The following is a 15,969-nucleotide window of genomic DNA, read 5'->3' as shown; positions in this document are numbered from 1 at the left end:
CGCGCATGGCGCGCTTCACGCCCGAGGAACTGGAGGCCGCCCGCGACCGTGTCGTGCCCGACGTGGTCGCGGACGGTCTGCGGGTGCTGTTCTGCGGCATCAACCCGGGGCTCATGACGGCCGCGACGGGCCATCACTTCGCCCGCCCCGGCAACCGCTTCTGGCCCGTACTGCACCGGTCCGGCTTCACGCCCCGGCTGCTGAAGCCGTCCGAACAGCGGGAGTTGCTGTCGTACGGGCTCGGCATCACCAACGTCGTGGAGCGGCCGACCGCCCGGGCCGACGAGCTGAGCGCCGAGGAGTACCGGGAGGGCGGGCGGCAGCTCGCGCTGAAGGCGGAGCGGCTGCGGCCGGACTGGCTGGCGGTGGTGGGTGTGACCGCGTATCGCGCCGCGTTCGACGACCGCAAGGCCCAGGTGGGGCCGCAGTCGCGGACGTTCGGGGACACGCGCGTGTGGGTGCTGCCCAACCCGAGCGGGCTGAACGCGCACTGGACGGTCGAGACCATGGCGGAGGAGTTCGGACGGCTGCGGGAAGCGGCCGGGGGCTGATCCCCTACGGCGGGTCGGTCTCCGTGACCAGGGCCAGCAGGTGCACCTCCTGTGCCTCGTCGCGGTCGGCGACCGCCAAGGCGACCCAGCGGCCGGTGCCCTCCACCTCCCAGAGGTACGCCACACCGGCGCATGCGGCGAGGTCGGCCCACGGCCGGGATATCTCCTCGTGCTCGGTACGCAGCAGAACCGTCTGCAGGTTGTAGGGGTCGGTGTCGCCCCAGCGCGAGGCGAGAAGCTCGTAGACCGCGTCCCGGTCCTTCTCGAACTGGTCGATCGTCACGGCCCGGGTCGCGGGGTCGCCGTAGGGCTCGCTCTCTAACACCGCGATGTGGTAGCCGGGGCCTGACCTGCCGACGTCCGACGGGCCGTGCTCCGCCGGAAAGGGGCGGTAGCACAGCTCGTCGACGAGGGCGATGTGCTGTGCGAGGTTCATGGGTCCAGTAAACCCGCACCCACTGACACTTGGCGGGGACACTCGGCGGGGCATCGGCCCCGTTGCCGGTCAGGCGTCCCGGCAGCGCACGCTCCACGCTCCCGCCAGCAGCGCGGCGACCGTCCAGAGCGCGGTCACCGCGAGCCCCGACCAGGGCCCGAGCAGCGATCCGTCGTAGGTCTCCCGCAGGACCAACTGCCCCGCCTTGTCGGGCAGGAAGTCCGCGACGGAGCCCGTGGCGTCACCGATCACGAACCCTACGACGAGGATGAACGGGATCAACAGGGACAGAGTGGCGACGCCGCTGCGCAGCAGGGCGGCCAGGCCGGCGGCGAACAGCGCCATCAGCATGAGGTAGACCCCGCAGCCCACGACACCCCGCACCTGCTCGCCGACGCCGAGCCCGTCCGCTGCCGGTCCGAGCCCCGACCGCCCCACCAGCAGAGCGGCGAGAGCTGTCACCAGCCCCACCAGGAGGGCCGGTACGGCGATGACGGCCGCCTTGGCCGCGAACCACCGTCCGCGCTGCGGAACCGCGGCCAGCGAGAGCCGGAGCGCCCCCGAGTGGAACTCGGACGACACGGCCATGGCACCGAAGGCGATGGCCGCGATCTGGCCCGGTATGACACCCGAGAGGGATGTGAACAGCGGGTCGAACCCCGGGTCCGACGTGTCGGAGACACCGGCGATCGCGGAGAACGCCGTGGTCGCGGCGAACAGGGCCACCAGGGCGCCCGGCAGCGAGCGGAGCGTACGGATCTTCAGCCACTCGGAGCGGAGTACGGGCGTGAGTTCCATGGTCAGGCCTCCTGGGGCTGTGCGGTGAACTCGGTCTCGGCGGAGGTGAGGTCGAAGTAGGCCTGCTCCAAGGTGCCCTCCTCGGCCGCGAGTTCCAGGACCGGCACGCCCGCGGCGGAGGCGATGCGGCCGATGTCGTCCACGCGTGCGTGGTGCACGGTCCAGTGGCCGTCCACGTGCTCCTCGGCCTCGTGGCCGTGCTCGGCGAGGGCGCTCTTGAGCGCGACGGGGTCGCTCGTGCGGATCCGTACGCGCGGCCGCACGCGCGCGTGGATGAAGTCCCGCATCGGGGTGTCGGCCAGCAGCCGGCCCCGCCCGAGCACGACGAGGTGGTCCGCGAAGGACGCGGTCTCGTTCATCAGATGGCTGGAGACCAGCACCGTCCGCCCCTCCCCCGCGAGCCGCCGCAGCAACCGCCGGATCCACACGATGCCTTCGGGATCGAGGCCGTTGGACGGCTCGTCCAGCATGACCACCTCGGGATCGCCCAGCAGGGCGGCGGCGATGCCGAGTCGCTGGCGCATGCCCAGGGAGTACGTCCGCACGCGGCGCCGGGCCACCGACGCCAGGCCGGTTTCCTCCAGCACCTCGTCCACGCGGCGGTCCGGGATGCGGTTGCTCGCGGCCAGGACACGGAGGTGGCCGCGGGCGGTACGGGAGCCGTGCGCGGCCTGCGCGTCGAGCAGGGCGCCGACGTGGCGCAGGGGTTCGCGCAGGGCCGGGTAGGCGCGTCCGCCGAGGGTCGCCGAACCGGCGGTCGGCCGGTCGAGGCCTAGCACCAGCCGCATGGTGGTGGACTTTCCGGCGCCGTTGGGGCCGAGGAAGCCGGTGACGCGGCCGGGCAGCACACGGAACGTGAGGTCGTCGACGGCGCGCTTGGTGCCGAACTCCTTGGTGAGGTACTGGACGTCGATGCTGGTCATGGCAGCAGCCTGGCCGGTCGTGCGGGGTGCGGGCCTCCCCCGGCGGTGGAGATCACCTCCCCCGTGCGGGGGAGGTCCGTTGTCAGTGCCGGCTGGCACGATGACGCCATGGTCCGCATGCTGCGCCCGCTCACGCGGGCGGTCACGTACAAGCGGTGGCTGCACATCGTGGTGGCCATCGTGTGGCCGTCGCTGTGGCTGTTCGTCGAGGAGGCGTGGTGGACCCAGGTCACGGCCGCCGTGCTGCTCGGACTGGCGGGCCTCGTGCCCATCACACGGGTCGTGGAGGGGTTTCAGGCCAGGCTGCTGCTGATCGGCCATCGGCAAGGTGGTGGTGACAGCGGCGAGATCGTGACCACTCCGTCGGTCACATGGGCCGATCGCGGGCGGACGGTGGTGTGGCTGGAGACGCGGCTGGTCCTCGGCTGGATCGTGGCCCATCTCTCCGTCCAGTTGCCTCTCCTCGCGGTCGACTTGGCGACGACGGCGTTCGGCACCGAGCCCGCCGGCGACGGGTTCGTGCCCGTCAAGGGGCCGCACTGGTGGCACGCCCTGCTCGCCCCCCTGCCGCTGCTGCTGCTCGCCGTGGTCGTGGTGGGGGCGGGCCACCTGACCACCGCACTGGCCAAGCGACTCCTCGGCCCGTCCCCCGCGGAGCGGATGGCGGCGCTGGAGGAACGCACCGAACAGCTCCTGGAACGCACGCGTATCGCCCGCGAGTTGCACGACTCCATCGGACACGCGCTCACGGTCGCCGTCGTACAGGCGGGGGCGGCGCGCGCGGCCGGTGATCCCGCCTTCACCGACCGGGCCCTGAGCGCCATCGAGGAAACCGGGCGGACCGCCTTGGAGGAGCTGGACCGTGTGCTCGGCATCCTGCGCGAGTCGGAGAAGCCGGTGAGCGGCAGACCGACCCTCGTGGACGCGGACCGCCTTCTGGAGTCCGCGCGTACCTCCGGGGCGAAGGTCGACGCCGAGGTGACCGGCCCCGTGGACACCGTGCCGGGGCCGGTGTCCCGGGAGGGCTACCGGATCCTCCAGGAAGCACTGACCAATGTGCTGCGGCACGCGGGGGCGGTCCCGGCTCAGGTACGCATCCGGGTCACCGGCGACACCCTCGTCCTCGCGATACGCAATCCCCTGCCCGAGCCGATATCCGTACCCGGACGCGGCACCGGTGGCGGCAGCGGCCTGCGCGGCATACGCGAGCGCGCCGCCCTGCTCGGCGGACGGGCCAGAACCGGCCCCGATGAAGGCGACTGGCAGGTTCATGTCGAGCTGCCCTTGAGTTGATCTACGCTGTCCGGATGCCGGTCACCGTTCTCCTCGTCGACGACGAACCCCTCGTACGCGCGGGTCTGCGGGCCGTGCTGGAGGCACAGCCCGACATCGAGGTGGTCGGGGAGGCCGCTGACGGGGCGGCGGTGATCCCGCTCGTGCGGCGGCTCCGGCCCGACGTGGTCGCCATGGACGTACGGATGCCGCTGCTGGACGGGATCGAGGCCACCCGGGCGCTGCTGCGGACGGTCGACGAGCCGCCGCGGATCCTGGTGGTGACGACCTTCGAGAACGACGAGTACGTGTACGAGGCGCTGCGGGCCGGGGCGGACGGGTTTCTGCTCAAGCGGGCCCGGCCGGCCGAGATCGTGCACGCGGTGCGGCTGATCGCCGAGGGCGAGTCGCTGCTGTTCCCGGCCTCGGTGCGGCAGCTCGCCGCCGAGTACGGCGACGACGGCGGCAACCGCGCTGCGCGGGCCGTGATGGAGCGGGCCCAGCTCACCGAGCGCGAGGCCGAGGTGCTGCGGCTGATGGCGCGGGGGTTGTCGAACGCGGAGATCGCCGCCCGGCTGGTAGTCGGGACGGAGACCGTGAAGTCGCATGTCAGCGCGGTGCTGGCGAAGTTGGGGGCGCGGGACCGGACTCAGGCGGTGATCGCCGCGTACGAGTCGGGGTTCGTGGCACCGGGCTGATAGGCGAGGGCCGGTGCCGGACCCTCGCCGGGGCGCGCCGCGCCGAGTACGATCCGGCCAACACGCGCGCGACCTGGGAGGACGGACGGTGGGGCGGCTGACCGGCGGGGATCCCTCGCTGCTGCGAAGGATCAATTCCGCGGTGGTGCTGCACGCGCTGCGTGCCACGGACTGCGCGACGCTGACCGAGATCACCCGGGTGACGGGGCTGTCCCGGCCGACCGTGGAGGGCGTCGTCGAGGGGCTCATCGAGGCCGGGCTCGTCGTCGAGAAGGCGGCCGAGGAGGGTGCCGCACGGCGGCAAGGGCGCCCGGCGCGGCGGTTCCGGTTCCGGGCGGAGGCCGGGCATCTGCTGGGGCTGGAGATCGGACCGCACCGAGTGGCCGCGCTGCTGGCCGATCTGGACGGCCGGGTGATCGGCGCCCAGGCCAAGGACGTGTCCGAGACGGCGGGGGCGGACGAGCGGCTGGAGCGGCTGCGCGGGGCGGTCGCCGAGCTGCTGCGGCGCGCGGGTGTGGCGCGGGGCTCGCTGCGGGCCGTGGGTGTGGCGACGCCCGGGATCGTCGAGGCGGACGGCACGGTACGGCTGGGCACCGCGCTGCCGGGGTGGACGGGGCTGCGGCTGGGCGAGCGGCTGAGCCGGTCCTTCAAGTGCCCGGTGCTGGTCGAGAACGACGCCAACACGGCGGCCGTCGCCGAGCACTGGAAGGGCGCGGCCACCGAGTCGGACGACGTGGTGTTCGTGCTGGCGGGGCTCAGCCCGGGCGCCGGTGCGCTGATCGGGGGGCGGCTGCACCGGGGCTACGGCGGGGCGGCCGGCGAGATCGGCGCGCTGCATCTGCTGGGCCGGGAGGTCACGCCCGAGACCCTGCTCTCCACCACCGACGAACCCCTGCACCCGCTCGACGAGCAGGCGGTCGCCGAGGTCTTCGCCCAGGCCCGCGAGGGCGACCAGCGGGCCCGCGCGGCCGTCGACCGTTTCATCCAGCGCCTGGTCCACGACGTGGCGGCCCTCGTCCTCGCCCTCGACCCGGAACTGGTCGTCATCGGCGGCTGGGCAGCGGGCCTGGACGGCGTCCTCGACCCCCTCCGCCGAGAACTCTCCCGCTACTGCCTCCGCCCACCCGAGGTGACCCTCTCCCGCCTAGGCGACGCGGCAGTGGCCACCGGCGCCCTACGCCTGGCTCTGGACCACGTGGAGGAACAACTCTTCGCGGTGGAGCAACGCCCGCTTTAGTAGGGGCGCGGGGCTGTGTCGATATGCGGCTCCGCCGCGTGGGCGCGACAAGCCACAACGCGCCCGCGGCCCCCCACTCACCACACCCCCACGGCGCAAAGGTTCAAGACGCCCGCTGCTCAGGCCCGTCATGAATCTCCACCCCACCCGAATCACCGAAGGTCAACCGGCACGTGTCAGCACGATACGTCGCAACCGACAGCGCAGCCGTACGCCCCCCGACAACAAACCGAGTCGTCACCACAAGAACAGGAGCCCCAGGCAGCCGATCCAGCTCCTTCGCGTCGTCGGCGCCGGCAGAGCCGAGCTCCACCGCGTTCTCCTGCCGCGCCGGCTCCAGCCGCTGCAGCTCCCGCAGCACCGCACGCGCGCGTGCCGCTCCGGACGGCGCGTCGATACCGGAGAGCTCGGGCACCGACGACCGCGGAATGTAGAGGAGTTCGGCGGCCACCGGCCGGCCGTTCGACACCCGGGAGCGGCGCACGACATGGACGGCCTCGTCACGCCCGGTCCCCAGCGCCTCGGCGACAGCCGCCGACGGCACCGCGGCGACGCAGTCGACGGGCTGCCAGGCGTCCTCGGAACCGCCGGGCCAGGTGTGCGGGCCGGTGCCGAGGGAGACGCCCACGCGCGGCGGCGCGACGGTCGTGCCGACACCTCGGCGGCGCTGCAGCCTGCCTTCCAGTTCGAGCTGTTCCAGGGCCTGGCGGAGCGTGGCGCGGGCGACACCGAAGCGGGCCGCGAGGTCGCGCTCGTTGGGCAGGATCTCCCCCACGGAGAACTCCGAGTCGAGCGCTTCACTGAGCACGGTCTTGAGATGCCAGTACTTCGGTTCCGGCACCGATTCCAGCTGCGTGGTCCCCACCCTGTCCTCCGCAATCGCCGTGGTCGGCGGCGTTTTAGCGCCCTTGTTTTTTAAAGGTTGTTTCACTTCTCTGCGACCATAGGACGGCCCTGATCCTTGGTCAAGACCAATGGCCGGGAACGTTCACGGGGCGTTCACGCGCGGTCTACGGGGCGACAGCGGCGTCGGCTATCCGGCGGCCAGCGACCGCAGCTTGTCGGGGTTGCGGACGATGTAGACCGCCTGGACCTGCCCGTCGGCGACGTCGAGCTGGAAGACGGAGTCGGGCTTGTCGCCGGACAGGACCAGCACGGCCGGGCCGCCGTTGAGCTCCAGGAAGCGCACGGAGAAGTCCGGGACGCCCTTCTGCGCGGCGCCGACGAGGAACCGGCCCACCTTGTCCGCCGTGTCGAGGACCCGCAGCGGTGCCCGCGCCTTGCCGCCGCTGTCGCCGACGAGGCGGACGTCCGGGGCGAGCAGCGCCATCAGCCCTTCGAGGTCGCCCTCGCCCGCCGCGGCGAGGAAGCGCTCGGTGAGGTCGCGACGCTGGGCGGGGTCGACCTCGTAGCGGGGACGCCGCTCCTCGACGTGCTTGCGGGCCCGTCCGGCGAGCTGCCGTACGGCCGCCTCGCCGCGGTCGAGCATCGCGGCGATGTCGGCGTACGGGAAGCCGAAGGCCTCGCGCAGCACGAACACGGCGCGCTCCAGCGGTGACAGCGACTCCATCACGACGAGGACGGCGAGGGAGACGGAGTCGGCGAGCACGGCGCGCTCGGCGGTGTCCGGCACGGTGTCGCCGAAGTCCGTGACGTACGGCTCGGGCAGCCACGGGCCCACGTACGTCTCCCCACGGGACTTGATCTGGCGCAGCCGGTCGATGGCGAGGCGGGTCGTGATCCGTACGAGGTAGCCGCGCGGTTCGCGCACATCGCCGCGGTCGCTGCCCGACCAGCGCAGCCAGGCCTCCTGGACCACGTCCTCCGCGTCGGCCACGCGGCCCAGCATGCGGTAGGCGACGCCCAGCAGGACGGGGCGGTGTGCTTCGAAGAGGTCGGTCGCGGTCTCGGTGGTCACGGCTCCATCCCAGCCCACGGGTGCGGCCCTGTCCAGGCGGAATCGCCCCTTCCCGGACAGAATGACCGACAGGACGCCGGTGATCGCCGGCACGCTTCCCGGAGGTGGCGATGCGGTACGCGGTGCTGGGCACGGGCGAGGTCGGGCGCACCCTCGGCGGTCGGCTGGTGGAGCTGGGGCACGAGGTGCGGCTCGGTTCGCGTACGAGGGAGAATCCGGCCGCGCTGGAGTGGGCCGCCGCCGCGGGTGCCGGGGCGGGCGCGGGGACGTTCGCGGAGGCGGCGGCGTTCGGTGAGGTCGTGGTGAACGCGGTGGGCGGGCGGGTGGCCCTCGCCGCGCTGGAGGCGGCGGGGGCGGAGAACCTCGGCGGGAAGGTCCTCGTGGACGTCTCCAACCCGCTGGCGTTCGAGGAGGGCGAGCTGCGGCTGTCGCCGGTCGGGTCGGACAGCGTGGGCGAGCAGATCCAGCGGGCGTTTCCGCACGCGCGCGTGGTGAAGTCGCTCAACACCGTCAACTGCCGGGTGATGGTGGATCCGGCGCGGGTGCCGGGCGAGCACGATGTGTTCGTCTGCGGGGAGGACGAGGGAGCCAAGGAGCAGGTGACGGCCCTGCTCGGGGAGTTCGGCTGGCCTCGGGAGCGGGTGCTCGATCTCGGTGGGATCCAGGCGGCGCGGGCTGTGGAGATGTGGCTGCCGCTGTGGGTCGGCCTGATGCGGAAGTTCGGGCACGGGGACTTCAACCTGGAGCTGCGCCGGGCCCGTTGAGCGGTCCGGGCCGCAGCGGTCGAGCGGTCCGGGGCCGTGAAGGTGCCGTCGACTCGGGGCTACCCGCCGGTAGCAATTGCTGACAAGCTGTCTACAGCGTCCGTCAGCGAGTACAGCCGAGGAGCACCCATGTCCGCCACCGTCTCCTTCAAAGTCGCCTCCGCGCACGGCGAGCAGCACGTCACCCTGGCCTACACACGCCGGGGCAGCGGCGACCCGTTGCTCCTGCTGCACGGCATCGGCCACCACCGGCAGGTGTGGGACCCGGTGATCCCCGCGCTGGCGGCCGAGCGGGATGTGATCGCCGTGGACCTGCCCGGGTGCGGCGAGTCGCCGGCGCTGCCGAACGGCATGGCGCACGATCTGCCGACGATGAACACCGTGCTCGTGGCGCTGTGCGAGGCGCTGGAGATCGAACGGCCGCATGTGGCGGGCAACTCGCTGGGCGGTCTGCTGGCCCTGGACCTGGCCCGGGCCCAGCTCGTCCGGTCCGTCACCGCGCTGTCCCCCGCCGGGTTCTGGAACGAGGCCGAACGCCGCTACGCCTTCGCGGTGCTGATGACGATGCGGCAGATCGCTCAGCGGATGCCCCTGCCCGTCGTCGAACGGCTGGCCCGTCCCGCGCTCGGCCGGACACTGCTGACGAGCACCATCTACGCCCGCCCGGGCCGCCGTGCGCCCGAGGCCGTGGTCGCCGAGACGCTGGCCCTGGCCCGGGCGCAGGGGTTCTCCGAGACCCTCCGCTCCGGCAGGACCGTGCGGTTCGGCGACGACATCGTGGGCACCCCGGTCACCGTGGCCTGGGGCAGCAAGGACCGGCTCCTCGTCCCCCGCCAGGGCGTGCGGGCCAAGGGCGTCATCCCCGGAGCCCGGCTGGTACGGCTGCCGGGCTGCGGCCATGTCCCGATGAACGACGACCCGGCCCTGGTCGCCAGGGTCGTCCTCGACGGCAGCCGCTGACCCGGACCGGGGCCTGCGCGCGGCGAGGAGCCTTTAGGGTCTCCCTTCATGAAGCCACCGCAGAGCGCTCCGGGCGGAGGTGCCGCGTCCGCTGCCTGGGAGCTGCTGCTCCCCGCCGCCGCGGCACCGGCACGCACGCGTGGCCGGTCCCTCCAGGCGGCGCTGCGCGAGGCGGTCCGCTCGGGGCGGCTCGCGCCGGGCACGCGGCTGCCGTCCAGCCGGGATCTCGCGGCGGACCTGGGGGTGTCGCGGGGACTGGTCACGGAGGCGTACGAACAGCTGACGGCCGAGGGCTATCTGCGCAGCGGCCGGGGCGCCGGGACCTGGGTGGGCGCGGCCGCGCGGGCCGCCCGGCCGCGGGCGCGCGACCTCGCCCCGCGCTCCCCCGGCGCCCGCGCGGACTTCGTGCCCGGCACGCCCGACCTGTCGCTGTTCCCGCGCTCGGCGTGGGCCGCCGCGCAGCGCGACGTCCTGGCGGAACTGCCGCACCAGGACCTGGGATACCCCGATCCGCGCGGGCTGCCCCGGCTGCGCACCGCGCTGGCCGGACTGCTCGCCCGGCGGCGGGGCGTGGTGGCCGACCCGGAGCGGATCGTGGTGGTCTCCGGGGTCGCCCAGGCGACGACCCTGCTCGGTTTCGCGCTGCACGCGCGCGGGGCGCGTGCCGTCGGGGTGGAGGATCCCGGCAGTCCCCAGCACGACGCGCTGTACACCTCGGCCGGGGTCACCGCCGTGCCGCTGCCCGTGGACGGCGAGGGGATCGCCCTGGAGCCGCTGCGGGCGTCGGGCGTACGGGCCGTGGTGACGACTCCGGCCCACCAGTTCCCCACCGGCATCGCCTACTCGGCCGACCGCCGGGCCGGGTTGCTGGACTGGGCACGGGAGGTGGACGGCATCGTCCTGGAGGACGACTACGACGGCGACTTCCGCTACGACCGCGCCCCCGTCGGCGCGCTCCAGGGCCTCGACCCGGACCATGTGGCCTACACGGGCTCCGTCAGCAAGTCCCTCGCGCCGGGGCTGCGGCTGGGCTGGCTGCTGGTGCCCGAGTCCTGGGCGGAGGAGATCGTCGAACGCAAGCGCACCATGGACCTCGGCCACCCGGCCCTCGACCAGGCCGTGTTCGCCCGGTTCCTGGAACGCGGCGACTACGACCGCCAGCTCCGCCGCTGCCAGCGCGCCTACCGCGAGCGGCGTGACGCGCTGGCCGCCGCCCTCACCGAGCACTTCCCCGGCTCGGAGGTGTCCGGGATCGCGGCGGGCCTGCATGTGATCGCCACGCTGCCGGAGCGGTACGGCCCCGAGGAGCGCTTCCTCGCGCGCGTGGCCGAGGCCGGGGTGGCGGTACGCCCGCTGTCGTCCTGCGCCCACCCGCGCCCCGGGGGCGCCGAGACGAAGAAGGTGCGGCTCGTCCTGGGCTACGCCCATGTGCCGCCCGCCCGGATCGCCGAGGGCGTACGGCTGATGGCGCAGGCGGCCACCGGGTGACTCCTGCGGGCTCGCCCGTGCGTGCCGGTTCCCCCGCCCCTGGGGTCAGTTGTTCACTTGGGGTTCGTGTGTGCGCTGCGGCGTGCCAGTAGTTGTGGCTCTGCACACTGGCCGGATCCCGTCCCTGGAGGCGTATCCATGTCACACCGTCCGTTCCCCGGGCGCCGTAGCGTCCTGCGGGGTTCCCTCGCCGCGTCGGCGGCCCTGTCCCTGCCCACCGCTCTCGGAGCGGCGCCGGCCTTCGCCCGGTCCGGGCGTCCGAAGGCGGGGTGGGGTGTGCAGGCGGGCGACGTGACCTCGGACTCCGGGCTGGTGTGGGTGCGCTCCGACCGGCCCGCCCGGATGATCGTCGAGACGTCGGCGACCGAGTCGTTCCGCAACCCGCGCAGATGGCACGGCCCCCTGCTGGGCCCCGGCACGGACTTCACCGGCACGACCCCGCTGCGCGGACTGCCCTCCGGAGAGCAGATCCACTACCGGGTGCTGCTCGCCGACCCGGACGACCCGCGCCGCACCGGCGAACCGGTCACCGGCAGCTTCCGCACCGCGTCCGTCAAACGCCGCGACGGCGTACGGTTCGTCTGGTCGGGCGACCAGGCCGGACAGGGCTGGGGCATCAACCCGGACCTCGGCGGCTACCGGATCTACGACGCGATGGGCGCCCTGGACCCGGACTTCTTCCTCTGCAGCGGCGACAACATCTACGCCGACGGCCCGCTCACCGAGACCGTGGCCCTGCCCGACGGGCGGACCTGGCGGAACATCACCACCGAGGAGAAGGCGAAGGTCGCCGAGACCCTGGCGGAGTTCCGCGGCAACTTCCGCTACAACCTCCTGGACGAGAACCTGCGCGCCTTCAACGCCCGGGTCCCGTCCATCATCCAGTGGGACGACCACGAGGTCACCAACAACTGGTACCCGGGCGAGATCCTCGGCGACACCCGGTACACCGAGAAGAACGTGGACGTGCTCGCCTCCCGCGCCCGCCAGGCGTTCTCGGAGTACTTCCCGATCTCCACGCTGCGCCGCCCGAGCGGCCGGGTCCACCGCGTGCAGCACCACGGCCCGCTGCTGGACGTCTTCGTCCTGGACATGCGCACCTATCGCAACGCCAACTCGACGGACGACCAGCCCACCGACGCGCAGGGCATCCTCGGCCGCGAGCAGCTGGAGTGGCTCAAGCGCGAACTGTCCCGCTCCCGGGCGGTGTGGAAGGTGATCGCCTCGGACATGCCGATCGGTCTGGTCGTCCCGGACACCGGTGACGGCAAGCCGAACATCGAGGCCGTCGCGCAGGGCGACCCCGGCAAGCCGCTGGGCCGCGAACTGCAGATCGCCGAGCTGCTGCGGTTCATCAAGCACCGGCGGATCACGGGCACGGTGTGGCTGACGGCCGATGTGCACTACACCTCGGCGCAGCACTACCTGCCGTCGAAGGCCGCCTTCACCGACTTCGAGCCCTTCTGGGAGTTCGTCTCGGGCCCGCTCAACGCCGGTGCCTTCCCGGCGAACACGCTCGACGGCACCTTCGGCCCGGACCGGGTGTTCATCAAGGCGCCGACGACCGCCAACGTCTCCCCCGCCGGCGGCTACCAGTTCTTCGGCGAGGTCGACATCGACGGCGGCAGCGGCGAACTGACGGTGCGTCTGCGCGAGCAGGACGGCACCGTGCTGTTCACGCAGGTGCTCCAGCCGGGCCGGGTCGGCCAGTAGGTTCCAGTGGGTCCATGGGGGCCCTGGGGTCCATCAAGTACGGAGCGCAACGTTTGAAGGCTCGATAAAGGGGGCAAACTGTCCCCTTTACCCGCCGGACACAGAGAGTTCGCGATCACGCAACACCGTTCCGTCACAGTGGGTGCATGACGCGAAAAATCACCGAAGCGACACACCAGAACGACAACTGCCGCCCCGCCACCCCGATGCGACGGTTCACCACGGCGTTCCGGGCCTGGCGGACACGACGCCACGAGAACGCGCCGCCGACGGACCATACCGAGTCCCCGGCACCGGAGCCGGTGCCGGGGGCGAGCACGCTGTGGCGGATGCGGACCACGGTCCAGGACGAGCCGGGGTCCCTGGCGGCGCTGTGCACGGCCCTCGCCGGGGAGCGCGTCGACATCCTGAGCCTGCAGACCCATCCGCTGGCCGACGGCACGGTGGACGAGTTCCTGCTGCGGGCCCCGGGTGAGCTGGCGGCGTCCGGCATCGCCACGGCCGTCCGGACCGCCGGCGGCACCGACACCTGGATCGAACGGGCCGACGCGCACGACCTGGTCGACGCGCCGACCCGGGTCCTGGGCCTCGCCGCCCGCACCGCCCTGGACGCGGCGGAACTTCCTCTGGCCCTGCGCCAGTTGCTGGGACGCTGCACGATCCGCTCCCAGCCCGCACCGGCCGGCGGCGACCGGGCGACCGACGGCGTGCCGGTGGAGGGCGCCCTCGACGACACCGTGCTGCGCCTGCGCGCCCCGGAAGGCGGAGTGATCACCGTGGAGCGGCCGTACCTGCCGTTCACCCCGACCGAGTTCGCCCGGGCCAGGGCCCTGGTGGAACTGGACGCCCGGCTCGGCCCGCGCCTCCCGCGCGGCCGGGACGTGCTGACCCTCGCCGAGGGTGCCGACATCACCGTGCGCCGGGCCGACACCCGTGATCTGGAGCCGGCCCGGGCCATGCACGAGCGGTGCTCGGACCGCACGCTGAGGCTTCGCTACCACGGTCCGGTCGGTGACGCCGACCGGTATCTGAACCATCTGCTCAGTCCCCGCTTCGGCCGTACGCTCGCCGTGCAGACCGCGTCGGGGCGGGTGGTCGGGCTCGGGCATCTGCTGTGGGACGGGGACGAGACGGAGGTCGCGCTGATCGTCGAGGACGCGTGGCAGCGGCGGGGCGTGGGTGCCGAGTTGCTGCGCAGGCTGGTGGCGATGGCGGTGGATGCCGGGTGCGCGAGTGTGTATGCCGTGACGCAGGCGTCGAACACCGGCATGGTCGCGGCGATGCGGGGGCTGGGGCTTCCTCTCGACTATCAGGTGGAGGAGGGGACGCTGGTGATCACGGCGCGGCTGGGTGAGCGGGTTGCGTCGGGTGCGGGTGAGTTGGGGAGTGCGTCGGCGCCGTAGGGGGTTTCGTCGGTCGGCGGGTGCGGGTGCGCTGTGGCTGGTCGCGCAGTTCCCCGCGCCCCTAGGAGGGACCTGTCCAGGTCCGCCCAGAGGTCCTCTACGTCCTCCAAGCCCACCGACATCCTCAGCAGGCTGTCACTCACCCCGGCGTCCTGTCGGTCGTCCGCGTCCACGATGCGGTGGCTGATGGACGCCGGGTGCTGGATGAGGGTGTCGACGCTGCCGAGGCTGACGGCGGGGGTGATGAGGCGGACTCCGGCGATGACCTCGTGGGGGTCGCCGTGCACCTCGAAGGAGACCATCGCGCCGCCGATGCGCGGGTAGTGCACACGGGCCACTCGCGGGTCGGCGGCCAGGCGGCGGGCGAGTTCGGCGGCGTTGGCGGAGGCGGCCCGGACCCGTACGGGGAGGGTGGACAGCCCCCGCAGCAGCAGATAGCCGGCCAGGGGGTGCAGCACACCGCCGGTGGCGAACCGCACCTGGCGGAGCCTGCCCGCGAGCTCCTCGTCGCAGGCGATCACGCCCGCCAGCACGTCGCCGTGCCCGCCGAGGTACTTGGTGGCGCTGTGCAGCACCAGCCGGGCGCCCTGCTCGGCGGGGCGCTGGAGGACGGGTGTGGCGAAGGTGTTGTCCACAAGCAGCGGCACCGAACCGCAGGCGTGGGCGACGGCCCGCAGGTCGACCTCGGCGAGCGTGGGGTTGGCCGGGGACTCCACCAGGACCAGACCGGTGTCGGGGCGCAGCGCGTCGGCGATTCCGGCCGGGTCGGTCCAGGTCACCTCCGAGCCCAGCAGCCCGGCGGTCAGCAGATGGTCGCTGCATCCGTAGAGCGGACGTACGGCCACGACGTGCCGCAGCCCCATCGAGGCGCGTACGAGGAGGACGGCGCTGAGCGCGGCCATGCCGCTGGCGAACGCGACCGCCGCCTCGGTGCCCTCCAGACGGGCCAGCGCGGTCTCGAAGCGGGCGACGGTCGGGTTGCCCAGCCGTCCGTAGACGGGCGGGCCGTCCGGCTCCGAGCCCGTGGCGGCGAAGGCGTCGATCCGGGCCGCCTCGCCGCGGCTGTCGTACGAGGGGTAGGTGGTGGACAGGTCGATCGGCGGGGCGTGCAGCCCCTGCCGGGCGAGGTCGTCCCGACCGGCGTGCACGGCCTCGGTGGCGAGAGCGCGCGGTGTGGTACCCGAACGCGCGTCCATCCTCATGCCCATGTCCATGCCCGTGTCCATGTCGATGCCCATGTCGATGTCCATGGAAGGGAGGGTGAACACTGACCGGTTCTGCGCGGAGGAATGCCGTGTTACGTTCGGTCGATGGCCGAATCTGTCGTACTGGACCCGGTGGATCTCCATCTTCTGCGGCTGTTGCAGAACGACGCCCGGGCGACGTACCGGGATCTCGCCGCGCAGGTCGGCGTGGCGCCGTCGACCTGTCTGGACCGGGTGACCCGGCTGCGCCGCTCGGGCGTGATCCTCGGGCACCGGCTGGAGCTCGATCCGGCCAAGCTGGGGCGGGGCCTGGAGGCGCTGCTGTCGGTGCAGGTCAGACCGCATCGGCGGGAGCTGGTGGGACCGTTCGTGGAGCGGATCCGGGCGCTGCCGGAGTCACGGACCGTGTACCACCTGACCGGCCCGGACGACTATCTGGTCCATGTCGCGGTCGCCGACATGGCCGATCTGCAGCGGCTCGTACTGGACGAGTTCACCTCGCGGCGGGAGGTCGCGCGGGTGGAGACCCGGCTGATCTTCCAGCAGTGGGAGTGCGGACCGCTGCTTCCGCCTTCGCCCTCGGCTCAATCCGGATGACGTGCG

16 protein-coding genes are annotated in these 15,969 nt (G+C 72.8%); 10 read left to right on the top strand and 6 right to left on the bottom strand.

Translation table 11 applies throughout. The annotated features are described in order from the left end of the window. Positions 1–5: 5 nt before the first annotated feature. Positions 6–551 (top strand): G/U mismatch-specific DNA glycosylase, encoded by a 546-nt coding sequence (gene mug / locus NNW99_RS33110; protein ID WP_215122819.1) that lies wholly within the window; start codon positions 6–8, stop codon positions 549–551. Positions 552–555: 4 nt separating this feature from the next. On the opposite strand, the gene NNW99_RS33105 is transcribed toward mug, so the two are convergent. From NNW99_RS33105 to NNW99_RS33095, 3 genes are all read right to left on the bottom strand, one after another. After that, positions 556–987, bottom strand: a complete 432-nt coding sequence (locus tag NNW99_RS33105) for a hypothetical protein (RefSeq protein WP_215122818.1) — start codon at positions 985–987, stop codon at positions 556–558. Between the two features lie 69 nt (positions 988–1,056). Beyond that, positions 1,057–1,785: an ABC transporter permease gene (locus NNW99_RS33100; RefSeq protein ID WP_215122817.1), complete on the bottom strand. Its 729-nt coding sequence runs from the start codon at positions 1,783–1,785 to the stop codon at positions 1,057–1,059. A gap of 2 nt (positions 1,786–1,787) precedes the next feature. After that, on the bottom strand, positions 1,788–2,708 hold the full coding sequence (locus tag NNW99_RS33095) for an ATP-binding cassette domain-containing protein (protein ID WP_215122816.1): 921 nt from the start codon (positions 2,706–2,708) through the stop codon (positions 1,788–1,790). A 108-nt stretch (positions 2,709–2,816) separates the two neighbouring features. Here NNW99_RS33095 and NNW99_RS33090 point away from each other — a divergent pair, with 108 nt between their 5' ends. The 3 genes from NNW99_RS33090 to NNW99_RS33080 all read left to right on the top strand — a co-directional run bounded on the left by NNW99_RS33090 (position 2,817) and on the right by NNW99_RS33080 (position 5,915). Then, positions 2,817–4,001, top strand: coding sequence for a sensor histidine kinase (locus NNW99_RS33090; protein WP_215122815.1), 1,185 nt, complete (start codon positions 2,817–2,819; stop codon positions 3,999–4,001). A gap of 14 nt (positions 4,002–4,015) precedes the next feature. Then, complete coding sequence (locus tag NNW99_RS33085) at positions 4,016–4,678, top strand: response regulator transcription factor (protein WP_189724460.1); 663 nt, start codon at positions 4,016–4,018, stop codon at positions 4,676–4,678. An 88-nt stretch (positions 4,679–4,766) separates the two neighbouring features. Then, on the top strand, positions 4,767–5,915 hold the full coding sequence (locus tag NNW99_RS33080; RefSeq protein ID WP_215122814.1) for an ROK family transcriptional regulator: 1,149 nt from the start codon (positions 4,767–4,769) through the stop codon (positions 5,913–5,915). A 103-nt stretch (positions 5,916–6,018) separates the two neighbouring features. Here the strand turns inward: NNW99_RS33080 and NNW99_RS33075 are convergent, their stop codons facing one another. Then, positions 6,019–6,780, bottom strand: coding sequence for a GntR family transcriptional regulator (locus NNW99_RS33075; protein WP_215122813.1), 762 nt, complete (start codon positions 6,778–6,780; stop codon positions 6,019–6,021). 168 nt (positions 6,781–6,948) lie between these two features. Then, on the bottom strand, positions 6,949–7,833 hold the full coding sequence (locus tag NNW99_RS33070) for an RNA polymerase sigma-70 factor (RefSeq protein WP_215122812.1): 885 nt from the start codon (positions 7,831–7,833) through the stop codon (positions 6,949–6,951). A gap of 110 nt (positions 7,834–7,943) precedes the next feature. Here NNW99_RS33070 and NNW99_RS33065 point away from each other — a divergent pair, with 110 nt between their 5' ends. From NNW99_RS33065 to NNW99_RS33045, 5 genes are all read left to right on the top strand, one after another. After that, positions 7,944–8,597 (top strand): NADPH-dependent F420 reductase, encoded by a 654-nt coding sequence (locus NNW99_RS33065; RefSeq protein ID WP_215122811.1) that lies wholly within the window; start codon positions 7,944–7,946, stop codon positions 8,595–8,597. Between the two features lie 129 nt (positions 8,598–8,726). Then, positions 8,727–9,557, top strand: coding sequence for an alpha/beta fold hydrolase (locus NNW99_RS33060; RefSeq protein ID WP_215122810.1), 831 nt, complete (start codon positions 8,727–8,729; stop codon positions 9,555–9,557). Positions 9,558–9,605: 48 nt separating this feature from the next. Continuing rightward, entirely contained in the window at positions 9,606–11,045 is a 1,440-nt protein-coding gene (locus tag NNW99_RS33055) for a PLP-dependent aminotransferase family protein (protein WP_215122809.1), read from the top strand. 138 nt (positions 11,046–11,183) lie between these two features. Further along, the gene (locus NNW99_RS33050) at positions 11,184–12,758 is read left to right on the top strand and encodes an alkaline phosphatase (protein ID WP_215122808.1); all 1,575 of its coding nucleotides are present in this window, start codon (positions 11,184–11,186) and stop codon (positions 12,756–12,758) included. A 206-nt stretch (positions 12,759–12,964) separates the two neighbouring features. Continuing rightward, positions 12,965–14,161, top strand: coding sequence for a GNAT family N-acetyltransferase (locus tag NNW99_RS33045; protein ID WP_370869215.1), 1,197 nt, complete (start codon positions 12,965–12,967; stop codon positions 14,159–14,161). On the opposite strand, the gene NNW99_RS33040 is transcribed toward NNW99_RS33045, so the two are convergent. Next, positions 14,068–15,387: a PLP-dependent aspartate aminotransferase family protein gene (locus NNW99_RS33040; protein WP_370869214.1), complete on the bottom strand. Its 1,320-nt coding sequence runs from the start codon at positions 15,385–15,387 to the stop codon at positions 14,068–14,070. The two genes, NNW99_RS33045 and NNW99_RS33040, sit on opposite strands and share 94 nt — an antisense overlap. Positions 15,388–15,471: 84 nt before the next feature. On the opposite strand from NNW99_RS33040, the gene NNW99_RS33035 reads away from it, so the two are divergent. Then, positions 15,472–15,963, top strand: coding sequence for an Lrp/AsnC family transcriptional regulator (locus NNW99_RS33035; protein WP_215122806.1), 492 nt, complete (start codon positions 15,472–15,474; stop codon positions 15,961–15,963). The last annotated feature ends 6 nt before the right edge of the window (positions 15,964–15,969 follow it).

Origin of the sequence: Streptomyces sp. CRCS-T-1, assembly GCF_024442335.1 — a bacterium.
Classification (GTDB): Bacteria; Actinomycetota; Actinomycetes; order Streptomycetales; family Streptomycetaceae; genus Streptomyces; species Streptomyces koelreuteriae.
This window is presented reverse-complemented; position numbering and strand designations above follow the sequence as displayed.

What these genes read in the sequence shown, in the direction of transcription:
- NNW99_RS33065 (WP_215122811.1), top strand. Translation starts at nt 7,944, where the DNA reads ATGCGGTACGCGGTGCTGGGCACGGGCGAGGTCGGGCGCACCCTCGGC.
- mug (WP_215122819.1), top strand. Translation starts at nt 6, where the DNA reads ATGGCGCGCTTCACGCCCGAGGAACTGGAGGCCGCCCGCGACCGTGTC.
- NNW99_RS33035 (WP_215122806.1), top strand. Translation starts at nt 15,472, where the DNA reads ATGGCCGAATCTGTCGTACTGGACCCGGTGGATCTCCATCTTCTGCGG.
- NNW99_RS33040 (WP_370869214.1), bottom strand. Translation starts at nt 15,387, where the DNA reads ATGGACACGGGCATGGACATGGGCATGAGGATGGACGCGCGTTCGGGT.
- NNW99_RS33085 (WP_189724460.1), top strand. Translation starts at nt 4,016, where the DNA reads ATGCCGGTCACCGTTCTCCTCGTCGACGACGAACCCCTCGTACGCGCG.
- NNW99_RS33090 (WP_215122815.1), top strand. Translation starts at nt 2,817, where the DNA reads ATGGTCCGCATGCTGCGCCCGCTCACGCGGGCGGTCACGTACAAGCGG.
- NNW99_RS33095 (WP_215122816.1), bottom strand. Translation starts at nt 2,708, where the DNA reads ATGACCAGCATCGACGTCCAGTACCTCACCAAGGAGTTCGGCACCAAG.
- NNW99_RS33105 (WP_215122818.1), bottom strand. Translation starts at nt 987, where the DNA reads ATGAACCTCGCACAGCACATCGCCCTCGTCGACGAGCTGTGCTACCGC.
- NNW99_RS33045 (WP_370869215.1), top strand. Translation starts at nt 12,965, where the DNA reads ATGCGACGGTTCACCACGGCGTTCCGGGCCTGGCGGACACGACGCCAC.
- NNW99_RS33055 (WP_215122809.1), top strand. Translation starts at nt 9,606, where the DNA reads ATGAAGCCACCGCAGAGCGCTCCGGGCGGAGGTGCCGCGTCCGCTGCC.
- NNW99_RS33050 (WP_215122808.1), top strand. Translation starts at nt 11,184, where the DNA reads ATGTCACACCGTCCGTTCCCCGGGCGCCGTAGCGTCCTGCGGGGTTCC.
- NNW99_RS33060 (WP_215122810.1), top strand. Translation starts at nt 8,727, where the DNA reads ATGTCCGCCACCGTCTCCTTCAAAGTCGCCTCCGCGCACGGCGAGCAG.
- NNW99_RS33100 (WP_215122817.1), bottom strand. Translation starts at nt 1,785, where the DNA reads ATGGAACTCACGCCCGTACTCCGCTCCGAGTGGCTGAAGATCCGTACG.